The 14,035-nt window shown below is 34.1% G+C and carries 9 protein-coding genes; all 9 read left to right on the top strand.

The features are described 5' to 3' along the window. The first annotated feature begins 266 nt into the window (after nt 1-266). The 9 genes from PL77_RS20105 to PL77_RS32570 all read left to right on the top strand — a co-directional run bounded on the left by PL77_RS20105 (nt 267) and on the right by PL77_RS32570 (nt 13,847). Nucleotides 267-1,886, top strand: a complete 1,620-nt coding sequence (locus PL77_RS20105; protein ID WP_156152455.1) for a hypothetical protein — start codon at nt 267-269, stop codon at nt 1,884-1,886. Nucleotides 1,887-2,782: 896 nt separating this feature from the next. Beyond that, the gene (locus PL77_RS20110; protein WP_172665911.1) at nt 2,783-4,381 is read left to right on the top strand and encodes an O-antigen ligase family protein; all 1,599 of its coding nucleotides are present in this window, start codon (nt 2,783-2,785) and stop codon (nt 4,379-4,381) included. A 147-nt stretch (nt 4,382-4,528) separates the two neighbouring features. Further along, nucleotides 4,529-5,833, top strand: coding sequence for a hypothetical protein (locus PL77_RS20115; RefSeq protein WP_044209457.1), 1,305 nt, complete (start codon nt 4,529-4,531; stop codon nt 5,831-5,833). A 37-nt stretch (nt 5,834-5,870) separates the two neighbouring features. After that, nucleotides 5,871-6,155: a hypothetical protein gene (locus PL77_RS20120; protein ID WP_044209458.1), complete on the top strand. Its 285-nt coding sequence runs from the start codon at nt 5,871-5,873 to the stop codon at nt 6,153-6,155. A 10-nt stretch (nt 6,156-6,165) separates the two neighbouring features. Further along, nucleotides 6,166-6,795: a hypothetical protein gene (locus tag PL77_RS20125; protein WP_156152456.1), complete on the top strand. Its 630-nt coding sequence runs from the start codon at nt 6,166-6,168 to the stop codon at nt 6,793-6,795. A gap of 63 nt (nt 6,796-6,858) precedes the next feature. Beyond that, complete coding sequence (locus PL77_RS20130; protein WP_044209461.1) at nt 6,859-7,488, top strand: hypothetical protein; 630 nt, start codon at nt 6,859-6,861, stop codon at nt 7,486-7,488. A 446-nt stretch (nt 7,489-7,934) separates the two neighbouring features. Next, the gene (locus tag PL77_RS20135; RefSeq protein ID WP_063769035.1) at nt 7,935-9,704 is read left to right on the top strand and encodes a BNR-4 repeat-containing protein; all 1,770 of its coding nucleotides are present in this window, start codon (nt 7,935-7,937) and stop codon (nt 9,702-9,704) included. 501 nt (nt 9,705-10,205) lie between these two features. Further along, the gene (locus PL77_RS20140) at nt 10,206-13,469 is read left to right on the top strand and encodes a glycosyl hydrolase (RefSeq protein ID WP_044209463.1); all 3,264 of its coding nucleotides are present in this window, start codon (nt 10,206-10,208) and stop codon (nt 13,467-13,469) included. 264 nt (nt 13,470-13,733) lie between these two features. Beyond that, complete coding sequence (locus PL77_RS32570; protein WP_371199247.1) at nt 13,734-13,847, top strand: hypothetical protein; 114 nt, start codon at nt 13,734-13,736, stop codon at nt 13,845-13,847. Nucleotides 13,848-14,035: the final 188 nt, after the last annotated feature.

The following is a 14,035-nucleotide window of genomic DNA, read 5'->3' on the forward strand; positions in this document are numbered from 1 at the left end:
AGAACAAACTATTGACTTGAATTTGTTACAAATCGAACTGATATAGATTGAAAATAGAACCTTTGTTTCCTGATATATATTGGTAAGTATCACTCAATCATTGCAATAGGGAGAAAATATTATCTCTCTAATAGTGTACTTTTTTATTTGTGACAGGTACATCGTGTTATAGATTGTTACAGTTAAACTATTTAAAATGAATCAGTAAAGTCAATGTATGCTTGATATACAATTAAATATCTTATTAAAACTTAAACTATTATTCAATGAAAACGATTCGAATTTTCATGCCTTTGGCATTGATACTTTTTCTATTTATCAGGTGTCAGGGTCCTTTAGAAGAACACGAAAATGGATTTCAACAGGGAGACAATCAACCACTTGGACATAGTGGAGCAACAGCCAAAGAGTGGTTCAATACTTATACTAATGGTGAACCAGCTTACATGATGGCTCAAAATGGGGAAAAGATTTATATAGAACCCGTTTGGAAAAGAGCTTTCAGCGTACAAAAGACAGAGCATCTCAAAGTAATCGATGTACCTATCAGTTCAGATAGAACATTAAACTTTTATTCTTCAGAAGCCAAAGTGAGGAGAGATGCGTCGAATGACCATCGATTTACTTTTTCAATGACTCGTTTGATTGTGACTCAAAATCGTGAAAATGGCAATGTTTTTCCCTTTTTTATGACAGTTGCATATACTCCTGATTATAGGGAGAAAAAAGGGTTTAATGTTTACAAAGATCGATTTTTGGAGAAACAGAGTGATCTAGATGCCAATGTATACTATCATAATCTTTCTGGAGAGCTGATTGATGGATATAAATATTTAAATGGTAAAGTTATTGGACGAATAGCCCCAAATCAAAATAGTGTTTCCATCTCTAATAATGCCAGAACATCTGGTTTAGGCTGTTATGAAGAACCAAGGTATGTAGAACAAATAGAGTCTTTTTGTACTGAAGCTTATCTAGAAGATGAGCTTTTAAATAAAGAATGTGAAGTTATATCCATTGAAATAGTTATTGATGGTTATGATACAATATGTCCTGCAACTGAGGAGGATGAGTTGCCTTCAGGTGGTGGTGGTACTAGTACTTCACCGGATTATTCAAAAACAATTGATTATACACAACCTTGTATTCAGGCTCAAACTATAGCAAATATGATAGAAAATGCAGGAGGAGAACCAGGTACTGTAGACTTTAATCAAGCATTTACAGACCTAATTCAAAAATGGGAGGATAATGCTTCAAATGAATGGGGTACATTCGTTTATACGCGTGAGATGGAAGGCGAAAGAGAATTAATTCCTCGAGCAAACGATAAAGGTGATGAAATATCAGAAGGACTCTCAAATCATCTATGGGCAGGTGTTAGTTCGAGAGCTATTTATCAAAATCCTGTAGCAACTATTCTTGGACAAATTCATACACATCCGAAAGGTTCAAGAAATCCGCCATCAATTTTAGATGTTTACACACTGGCAAATTTATATCAAGATGCTCTGAAAAATAGAAATTTAGGTGTTAATGATGATGGCATTAGTGAAGAAGAGTTTCAATATTTTGAAAATCACCATTTTTTGATGACTATTGGAGAAAAAATATGGACCTTACGAATCAATGATTATTCAGATGTTAGGTCTACATTTGATAAGTTCGGTAGTGTAGAATCAGCTCAAGCAGAATATGAAGATTTAGTATACAATAGGTATTATTCACCTGAAGCAGCTCTTTATAGGATATTTAAAGATAATATTACACTGTCAGTATCAGATGATGGAACAGATCCAAAAGAATTTTATCCAGTATTGATGAAAACTAACAATGATGGTGACGGAAGGACAAATGCAAAAGTCTATAAAGATTGTAACGAATAAAATAAGTACTAGGACAGAAGAAAAGGGATAATTTTAGGTTAAGGTTTTTTTATTCTAATCGAGGCAGATTAGCAGAGCATAGCCTTAGTTACGTGATAAAAATCTAACGAAGAGTAGGATAAAAAAGATAAGATAAAATGTCCCTTTTCATTTGTCCTAGTGCTTAAGTACTAAGACAGAAGAAAACGGGTGTTTCGTAGACCCATAATTGAGATTATGGGCTTTTGGGAAGATAACTCATTGATCGGCTTTTAATTATAATATTTGAATTATCCGCATTTTAATGGAAAAAAACTATAAATATTTGATATATATCAAGTTTATAATGAAAGTTGAAAAATGGAACAGCTTCCCATAAGCCCATGACTTCAAGTCATGGTGCACGATATTTTGTCCGTTTTCATTTGTTCTGGTATTTACTATTTAATCAAATAAAAAAGGCTATAAAACGATTTGATTATGTGTGGCTTTTTCAATTGTCCATAATCATTGATGTTCTTTTTTTGAGATTGGGTTACACTGATCAAAGTTCACAAATCAGTAAACTTTGTAACTTATACTTTTTACTCTCTTTTTGGATAATAAAATTCAGTTTTAGTATCAAATTACCTTACACAAAGTAAACGACGTCTTTATGAATTGTTTCTAAAATCATTTTAAAAAAAATGAACTTAATCAGAACATTTAAAACGAACTATTGGATTTATGTTGTTGCTTTTTTTTTATTTATTATAGTATCAATCATCTCTTATTCTCTTCAAGATAATTCGTTCTTTTATAGACAAGATTTTACTATTCTATGTTGTGCTGTAATTGTATTGACCTTATACGTTATCTTGCTTTTTCTTCAACCGGTTCGTTTAAGCAGAATGTATCTATCTCAGATAGATTTTTGTATGCTTACAATAGTTATATATTACTTGGTTTATCATCTTTTACTGATGAATTCGGTTCATGTCATTCATCTCGTTCAAAATATAGTTTTTGTTGGGGTGTATATATTAGTGAGGCAATTAAACTGTAATAAAGTTGGTTTTATCTTTTTGCTTTTTTTCTTCGGTGCAATATTACAAGTAGTATATGCTTATGTTTTTCAAGTAAGATTTTTTGCTCCAGGATATATTTGGGAAGATTTCAGAGGCAGTTTTATTAATAAAGGAATACTCAGTTGTTTTATTAGTTTGAATATGCCAATGGTGTTGTTACGACTTTCCAAACAAATCTATACCAAAGGTATTTATAGATTCTTAAAAGTAAATTTTTGGCTATTTGTTTTAGCTATTGGACTTGTAATTATTTTTCAATCTAAATCTAGAACATCATGGTTGATTTGCTTAGGATGTCTATTTACATTCTTATTGATAAACTACCGGAGTTTGTTGCAAAATCATCTGATAAAAAAAACAATATTTTTATTAGGTGGAGTTATTTTGTTGATAATAGCTATCAAACTGTATTCCTATAAATTGGATTCAGCAAATGGAAGGTTGCTGGTTTGGGAGATTACTTTGGGCAGAGTAAAAGAACACCCTTTATTAGGATGTGGAATAGAAGGTTTTAAAAGTAATTATTTACTTTGGCAAGCTGATTATTTCAAAAAAAACAGTCAGCATATTTGGAGTTATCTTGCAGGAGATGTATGGACTCCATACAATGAAATACTAAAAATTATATGTGATTATGGGGTTATAGGCTTCTTGTTATTGGGAGGATTAGTACTTTCTTTATTCAAAACTATGAAGCGTACTCTGTTAGATAGAACTATTAGTGAAAGTGTTTTAATTAGTGTTATTACTTTACTATCTTTTTTGCCAATGCTTCTATTTTCTTATCCATCAGAGGTGTTTCCAATCATGCTGATGGTTGTGGTTTGTATTGCTGTTTTGTCTCGATCGGGTTCAGATGTATCCTTTTCATTATCTCATTTTATAGATCGAATAATAACATATAGATCAATTAATTTTATTCGAATATTACTTTTGTTCGTATACATTTGGGCAACTATTTTTCTCTTATCACAAATTCAAGCATATACTCAATGGAATGAATTTAGGAATAAAAAATTTTCTGATATACAGCAATTAAATAATAATGTGCAGCTATTGGATCCTTATTTAGAATCTAATTATTTCTATTTGGAAAGTGCAGGTAGTCAATATTTTAAAATGAGAGAATTTAAACAGGCTTTGAATAGGTATTCAAAAGCAATGTCCTTATTTCCTAATACCTTATTATTTGAAAAATATGGAAAATGTCAAGTTGAATTAGGGAATCATAGAAGAGCATCAGAAGCTTGGAACATGGCATCACTGATTACACCTTCAAGGTTTACTCCTTATTTTTTAACAGCTGAATTACATTATAAAAAGGGAGACTGCGAAAGCCTATTAGATCAATATAAAGTAATTAAGAATAAACCTGTAAAAAGATGGTCTCCAAAACTACAGCGTATGCTTGATACGCTTGAGCGAATGGACTATGAATGTAACAATTAAATTTTTCACAAAACTAAAACAGAAGAAAAGGGATGAGGCAAGGTGGTTCGTATCATGTCTCAATAATTTCTTTATGAACCATATCACAAACCATTTTTCTTACCCCTACCTTTTTGTTTTAGTACTTAAAACTTAAACTATTATTCAATGAAAACAATTCGAATTTTTATGCCTTTGATATTGATGCTATTTCTGTTTATCAGGTGTCAGGGCTTCTTAGAAGAACAGGAAAATGAATTTCAAGATGAAGACAACCAACAGCTTGGGCATAGTGGTGCAAGAGCTAAAGAGTGGTTCAATACTTTTACAAAAGGAGAACCAGCTTACATGAAAACTCAAACTGGGGAAAAGATATATGTAGAACCCATTTGGAAAAGGGCTTACAGTGTGCAAAAAACCGAACTTCTTAAAGTAATCGATGTGCCTGTCAATTCAGATAGAAAATTACATTTCTTTTCTTCTGAAGCTAAAGCGAGAAGGGAGACATCCAATGATCCGAGATTCACTTTTTCAATGACTCGTTTAGTTGTCACCCAAAATCGCCAAAATGGAAATATATTTCCATTCTTTATGACAGTGGCGTATACTCCAGATTATATGGAGAGAAAAGGATTTAACGTTTACAAAGACCGGTTTTTGGAGAAACAGTTTGATTTAGATGCTAATGTATATTATCATAACCTTTCTGGGGAGTTAATTGATGGATATATATATCAAAATGGTAGAGTTACCGGCCGAATATTTCCAGATCAATATAGTATTTCCAGTACTAATGCTAGAACATCTAAAGTGAATGAATTAGGTTGTTATGATGTACCAATTTATAAAGAAGTAACAAACCTTTTTTGTACGGATGTTTATGTTGAAGATGAGCTAATAAGTCATCATTGTGAAGTTGAATCTATTTCTATGGAAATTGTTGATTATGTGAGGGTTTGTGATATTGTTGAGGAGGAAGATGTTTTGCCAGGTGGAGGCACTGGCAGTAATAATCCAGATAATGTAGTACCTGTCAGTTACGCTGAACCCTGTAAACAAGCAACAAATATCACAAATACAATTTATTCAGAACAAGATGATTGGTATATGGCTGATTTTGATTTAGCAGTTATGAGACTCAAGGAAAAATGGACCGAAGAGAATCAAAGTGGGAATCCAAAAGAATGGGGAATGATTGTTTATACCGAGCTTGTAGATGATGGTTATGGAGGGAAAGCAAGGAAACTAAATCCAATGGCAGACCCAATTGAAGATGATGTTATAACCGAAGGGTTTAGTAATCAAGCATGGGAAGGATTAATACTAAAAGATCTTTTTTATGGGATTCCACTTGGAAATATACATACGCACCCTATGGGAACCAATAATCCACCCTCAGCAACGGATATCTATTCCTTATTTAAAATATATAAAACTTCTCATGAACTATACATGAAAAAAAAAAATAAGTAGTACAGAGTATGAATATTTTGAGGAAAATAACTTTATCATGAGTATTGGAGAAAAAATATGGTCAGCACATATCAATAACTATTCAGATATGGAAACTATTTTGGCCAGTTATTCAAGTGCTAGTGAAGCGGATAGCGAGTTACTTCGCTTGATTGATGAAGGTTATAGTCATGAAGCAGCATTGTATAAAATGTTTGGAAGTACAATTAGTCTAAACATAAATGATTATCGAAATGAAGTGAAATTTCATCCTGTTGTAATGGAAGAAAAAAATGGAAAACCACAAACATTCTCAACTACTTATGAAGATTGTAAAAACTAATATAAAACAAATGAAAAATATAAAATCAGTATTAACGTTCCTATTTTGTGTTATCACCCTCAATACCTTAGGCCAAGATAAAAAAACAAAAACAATCCAGCATAATAGCTGTGTAAGTGAAGCAGTCATTTACTTAGACGTTCCGATCGATAGTAAAGTATCAGAAATGTCAGCCGAAGAATTTGATCAATATGAAAAAGAAAACTTAAAAGGTATTCCTTCAAGAGTTGAGCGTGTAGCCTCGAAACATTGTTACCTTTATCCAAAAGAAAGTATGAGTTTGAATACCTGTGAGAGCCTAAAGGTATTTTTGGAAGATGATATGGTTTTTGTTCTTATGGCCCCCACTAGAGCAAAACATAGTTATGGAGGAGAAAACACAGATGAGAAATTTGCAGAACGTAGGGCAGTTTTGAAGGGCACTCGACAAAAGCGAAAAGAGTTCCTTATTCAAGCCGGACCTTACAAGTTTGCACGTTATGAATTTATTGATCCAGATAAAGGTGATTTTGGGTGTATTTGTTATGTGGCGAGTCCCAGTCACCCTAAAGGAACAATTCGTTGTGCATTGATTTTCCGTATTGATGAACAGAAGCGTGCTGAAAAAATTATGAATAAAATATTAAAAAGTAGTAGATAACGATATGAAGGAGACTGAGATTCTCTATTTCAGTCTCCTCTATAACCTGTTCTTTATATCGAAATGAAAAATATAAAATCAGTATTAACGCTCCTTTTTTGTGTTATCATCCTCAATGCCTTAGGCCAAGATAAAAAAATAAAAACAATCCAGCATAATAGCTGTGTAAGTGAGGCAGTCATTTACTTAGACGTTCCGATTGATAGTAAAGTATCAGAAATGTCAGATAAAGAATTTGATCAATATGAAAAAGAAAACTTAAAAGGTATTCCTTTAAGAGTTGAGGATGTAGCTTCAAAACATAGCTATGGGTATCCAAAAGAAAGCCTGGGTTTGGGTATATGTGAGAGTCTAAAAGTTTTTTTGGAGGAAGATATGGTTCTTGTTCTTATGGCCCCCACCAGAGCAAAACATAATTATGGAGGAGAAAACACTGATGAGAAATTTGCAGAACGTAGGGCAGTTTTGAAGGGCACTCGACAAAAGCGAAAAGAGTTCCTTATTCAAGCCGGACCTTACAAGTTCGCACGTTATGAATTTGTCGATCCAGATAAAGGTGATTTTGGGTGTATTTATTACGTAGCGAGTCCCAGTCACCCTAAAGGAACGATTCGTTGTGCATTGATTTTCCGTATTGAAGAACAGAAGCGTGCTGAAAAAATTATGAATAAAATATTAAGTAGTAGTAGATAATAATCGTATAAAAGGGAGAATGATCTAAGTAATTTCAGTCAATCTCTCTATTTTTAAATGTTTATAGGTATTACAGAAAATAAAACCTATATAAATGCATCATTTTACCTTATTAAAGGACTATTTTCATAATGTATACTTCTATGTTTATGTGCGTGTATTTTTTCTATTAGAGCATGTCTGGAATATCTCTTTTAGTAAAAATCGATACTTTCTGAATGTAAGTTCATTCATTTTTTTACAATCTAAAATGAAGAATTTTTACTTCTATCTTATATTCCAAATATACTCTTAAAAAATTATTACAGACACTTTATGCTTAATTGATAAGTATTGATATTTAAGTGTTTTTAAATAGAAATGAATGACGCTGCCAGTAAATTTTTAGGCACAACTAAAATTCAAGCTTACATAGCATTTTTTAATTTTCAACTAGTTTAAACAACATGAGGACACGACTTAACAAACAAGAAAAAGTGACGCTCCCAAAGCGATTTACTTTATTTCTCTTTCTTTTTATTCTGAGTATTTCCAACCTTCAAAATGCTTTTGCACAAGTACAGTTATTGAAGGAATTACAGATTACAAATAAGGCCCTGTATTTTGATGGTGTTAAAGACCAATCGAGTACAAATAAAAGTACTGACACTCCTTATGATTATGCTTACGGAAGGACGATTAATCCGCACGGGGATTGTATAAAAACCTATAAACATTATGTTTTTATGACTTGGTATCGTGGAGGTAAAGAGGATCGTCATGTGATGTTGACGCGATACAACACTCAAACAGGCGCTATGAAAACCATTGAATTTCCACACCAACATACAGGTCTGACAGGTAAATGGTGGATAGGGGAGACACACAATACAATTGCCATTGGTATATGTCCACGTAATGGAACAATTCATTTGGCTTACGATATGCATGCTTATAGAAATGTCGGAAATTTTACAAATGACTATTTCCGTTATTCCTATTCACAAAGTAATACAGTTGAAGTAGCTGACAGTGAGTTTACATTGGATAAATTTGTCAAAGATCCTATTGATGGAGATTACAGGCACTGTACGATGAATGGGGTGAGAGATGCAGATAACTTCTCAAGAATGACTTATCCTGAGTTCTTTTTAAATGATGATGATGAATTGTTTTTAAAGATGCGTCAAGGTTCTTCTTACGATGGCGCTATGGCTTATATCAAGTACGATGATTCAGCATCAAAATGGGGTAAATTTGAAAAGATTACTGCATTAGGAGCACAAAGCAAAGGAGAAACGCACAACTGGAGTATCTATGGCAATGTAAAATTTGCAGGAGGAAAAATGAGGTTGGGTTTCCAACGTAGATTACATGATGGAACAGATAAATTCCAATATCAAAATGGAGTGTATTACGCTTACTCGGACGACCCAACTGGAGCGACTCAATGGAAGAATCATAAAGGGCAAGCGATGACTTTTCCATTGGTAAAAGCAAGTGAAGTATTGGTATTTGAACCGGGAGATTGGGTAGAGACCACACAAAAAAATATGGTTCATATTGTAGGTGGTTTTGATTTTGAGGTTACAGACCGAGGAGATGAACATATTGTATCTCAGGTAAAAGATAAGCAATATAATATCACCAAAAAGCTTCATACCTATAGAAAAGCTGGTGATAGTGATTTTACTACCGTTGAGTATAATGCAGGTAGTGAACTGTATGCTTCTGGAGATAATATTTATGTGATAGGATTGAACGGCGGTCGTGTGAATATTGTGAAAACAGAAGGCGGTACAAGTAATTTCGAACAGGTATATCAGCATACTTCAGGACCCACTTTTGACAAAGGAATCGTTCATATAAATGACGGAAAGTTATATTACTATCTTAAAACGACTGGAAATTCAGGTGATGAGTGTACCACTTACCTTCAAGTCTTTGACTTAGGGATCACACCTTCTGATGTTACATCTACTGAAGAAATAATAAAAGGTTCAGAAGAGTTGCTTATCTACCCAAATCCAGCAACTAAAAGTTTTAGAATAGATATGAATGGAAAGTCAGCTAAGGATGTTTCAATTTATACTTTAAATGGAACATTGATCTATCAAAAAAATGATGTTGTTGATCAATCAGAAATCAATATTGATGGTCAAAGTGCTGGACTGTATGTACTAAAAGTGACTTTAGATAATGGTCAAAAATATTCTCAAAAATTGATGATAGAGTAGCTCATTTTGAATAGAGAAAATAGAAGGATCATTTATATACCAAATTTATGAATATATGTCGTATATAAATGATCCCTCTTTTTTTGCAGAACCGATTTTTACTTGCAGGATTCCACAGTGGCATTGAAAGGAAAAGCGTTAAGAATTTTGTGTAATAAGCCGTTAAAAAATCTTCGTTTGTTTGAGCGCTAGCGAGTTTTGAAGATTTTAGGCTTATGGAATAAAATTTAGCTTTTGCGTTCAAAGCCTAGATTTTTTTGCTTCGTTTTTTCATCAATGGATAAAATGAAGAGGACATAACTTTGGAAGAGAAAAGATGCAATGATGTGACATTAAAGTAATTGGTATTAATTTCTGAATGAGGGTTTGTACTTAAGCTGTAATATCGAAAATCAATACTTTAGACCATTTTACCCTTTTTCAAGATTATTCTAATATCTACTCTCAATATATTTAACCTAAGCAAATAACAGACAATCAATATCATTCATGTAGTTACTGATGATAAGAAAACGACAACACATCATCACATCATTTATAGTCAAAAAAATACTGACTTTACTACTCTTATATCTTGTAACAGGGTGTTATCATTCTGCAAATTATGATGTAGTGCAATCCGATTTTGTACATCCAAAAGACAACAATACCTTATGGTGTTATTGGTACTGGATCAACGATGATATTTCAAAAGAAGGCATCACCAAAGATTTGGAAGCCATGAAAAAAGCAGGGATAGGAGGAGCCTTGATTGGTAATATCAATCCCGCCCGAAAGGATGGAAAAGTACCCATGCTGAGTGAAGAGTGGTGGTCACACATGGTACATGCCGTAGTGGAAGGAAAACGTATCGGGGTGGATATTGGTGTGTTTAATTGTCCAGGTTGGAGTCAAAGTGGAGGACCTTGGGTCGATGCCACGAAAGCCATGCGTTTTTTGACTTACAGTGAAACAAAAGTAACGGGAGGGAAGTTGATTTCTATTCCATTACAACAGCCTCAGAAAGAATTTCAAGATACTCATACACTTGCCTTCAAATCTTTAACATCAGAACAAAGAAACACTCATTTTATCACTACTAAAGTAAAAGCGAATTGGGATGATGTAGAGGTGAATTTACTGACTGATGGAGATATAAATGCAGAAACAAGCTTTGAACCTAAAGGAAAACAACCTTTAGAAATCACCTTCAGTTTAGAGGAAGAAATTGAAGCACAATCCATCGCTATTGCACCCAGTAAACCTTTCAAATGCAACATTGAATTATTGGCAATTGTGAATGGAAAAGAAGAAATCATAAAGACATTTCATTTTGACCGCTTTCGTATGACTGCCAACGTAGGTCCAATTAAAAAAGGAGCCTATGCTACTGTCTTTCCGAAGGTGAAAGCAAAAGAATTCAAACTAAAATGCACCAATTTTCGGACGCATAGAAAAGCAGGTTATGGCTTTGCTGAAATTACTATTTCAGAGGCTCCAGTGCTTGAAGAATATATTGAAAAACAGTTAGGGAAAATGCATACAACCCCTAAACCAAAATGGGATACTTATATTTTCGGCAAGCAATCTGAATTACCTTCAGCTCAAATAAGGTTAACATCTGATGAAGTCATTGACGTTAGTGAATTTTTGGATGAAAAGGGGCATTTAAATTGGGATGCACCTGAAGGAGAATGGACGATTCTTCGTTTTGGGATGACACCGACAGGAACTAAAAATGCACCTGCTGCGCCACAAGGTGTAGGGTATGAAGTTGACAAAATGAATGCAGAATTAGTACAGTATCATTTTGACAATTTTGTAGGTGAACTATTAAAACGTATTCCAGAGGAAAGTAAATCAGCTTTCAAATATGTGGTGGCAGACAGCTATGAAATGGGTTCCCAAAATTGGACGGATAATTATGCTTCAGTTTTTAAAGAAAAATATGGTTACGATCCTATAAAATATTTACCCGTTCTTTCGGGTAGAATCGTTGGAAGCGTAGAAGAGTCAGAGCGTTTTTTATGGGATTTAAGACGAGCTGTTGCAGATGATGTAGCGTATGAATACGTTGGTGCAATGCGTAAAGCAAGTAATAAACACAACCTGCAAACATGGCTGGAAAACTACGGACATTGGGGATTCCCGAGTGAGTTTATGATGTACGGCGGTCAATCAGATTTCATCGCAGGAGAGTTTTGGAATGAAGGTACACTAGGAAATATTGAGTGTAAAGCGTCTTCCTCAACGGCACACACTTATGGAAAAAATAGAGTGTCTGCAGAGGCTTTTACGTCTTCAAGAAAAGCATATCTTAGACACCCTGCTCTTCTCAAAAAACGAGGTGATTGGGCTTTGACAGAAGGAATTAATCACTTTGTACTTCACCTATATATCCAACAGCCCGATGATAATAGAAAGCCAGGAATGAATGCTTGGTTTGGGACAGAATTCAACCGTCATAACACCTGGTTTAGCCAAGCAGATACTTATTTTGACTATTTGAGAAGGTGTCAGCATTTACTTCAGCAAGGGAATTATGTAGCCGATGTCTGTTACTTTATCGGAGAAGATGCACCTATCATGACGGGAGGAAGAACACCCGAAATCCCTAAAGGATACGCTTATGATTATATCAATGCAGAGGTGATTATGAATCGACTTTCTGTAAAAGATGGACGCTTTGTATTGCCGGATGGTATGTCTTATAAAGTGATGGTTTTGCCTCCTTTCAAAACAATGCGACCAAAGTTATTAGCCAAAATAGAATCTCTAGTTAAAAAGGGAGGTATCATTCTAGGACCAAAACCCGAACAATCACCAAGCTTAGAAAATTATCCTGATTGTGATAAAGAAGTAAAAGCGATTGCGGATAAAATGTGGAGTGGGAATTATTCAGAGGGTAAAATGTCGGTGGATTATGGAGCAGGAAAAATCATGGATGGTTACGAGTTATCAGCCATTTTTGAAGCAATCAAATTGCCTAAAGATGTCGCTTACGCTGAAACGGATCCCATACTTTGGACTCATCGAAAAACGGAAAACAGAGACATCTATTTTATTACAAATCAAAGTGATGAGACATTAGAAATAACTCCTGAATTCAGAACAAATAAAGACTTAAAACCACAACTATGGGATGCGATAAATGGTGAAATCAGAGGTTTGCCTCAATACGAAATTACATCTACAGGAATAAAAGTCCCCTTAAAGTTAGAGGGAGCTCAAAGTGCATTTATCGTTTTTTCCGAAGTACCTTATCAAGGAAAACAAACTTCAAACTTTCCTAAATTCCAACAACTAACAACGTTGGATGGATCCTATAATGTGGATTTTGAAAATAAAGAGATTGGACCAAAAGAATCGGTAGAGTTTGATGAATTACAAGATTGGTCTAAATCAGAAAATGAAAAGATAAAGTACTATTCAGGAACTGCGACCTACAAGAAAAGCTTCACTTTGGCAGCAATTCCAAAAGACCAACAGGTCTATCTCAATTTGGGAAAAGTGGCCGTCATGGCGAAAGTCAAACTCAATGGAAAAGACTTAGGCGGAGTATGGATCGCTCCTTACCGATTGAAGATTACAGAGGCCTTAAAAGAAGGTGAAAACCAGTTAGAAATAGAAGTGATAAACCTTTGGAGAAACCAATTGATTAGAGATAAAGCAAGACCTGAGGAGGAAAAATATACTTGGCTTGTGATTGATAAAATTACATCCAAATCTCAATTACAGCCATCAGGCTTGTTGGGTTCAGTTGAGATAGAGGTCGCGGAATATTGATTCATAAAACATTAAATAATTTGTGACAATCACTATTAAAAATAATGCAAATAGAAACGACAAATATTATCCTGATGTTGGGTGTGATATTTAGCAAGATAAGTTGTGCTAACACTAAAGATACCAAACAAAAAATAAAAAAGTAACAGTTAATGCAAAGCCTAATATCATTTATATTCTGGCTGATGACCTTGGCTATGGAAATGTAGGTTTTAACGGTCAAGAAAAAAAACACCAAATATCGATGACATGGCAAGTAATGGTATGGTGTTCACCAATCATTATACAGGTTCTTCGGAATGTGGTTTATCACGGGCTGTATTGATGACGGGTAAACGCACAGGACATTGTGTGGTGAGAGGAGATAGTGGGGGGTAGTAGAAAACCTTACTGATGGTGTACCCAATAAGCAAGGTTTTGACTATTTACCCACCTTATAAGAATGTCAAAATTAAAGGGGGAAAAGGTGATTATCTAACCGATTTAATTTTGGGAAAAACGCTTGAATTGGTTGATACGATTTCCTCTCCATTTCCAAAGGTTCATTTCATACACATTTTCATGAA

Source organism: Flammeovirga sp. OC4 (assembly GCF_000812565.1).
Lineage (GTDB): Bacteria > Bacteroidota > Bacteroidia > Cytophagales > Flammeovirgaceae > Flammeovirga.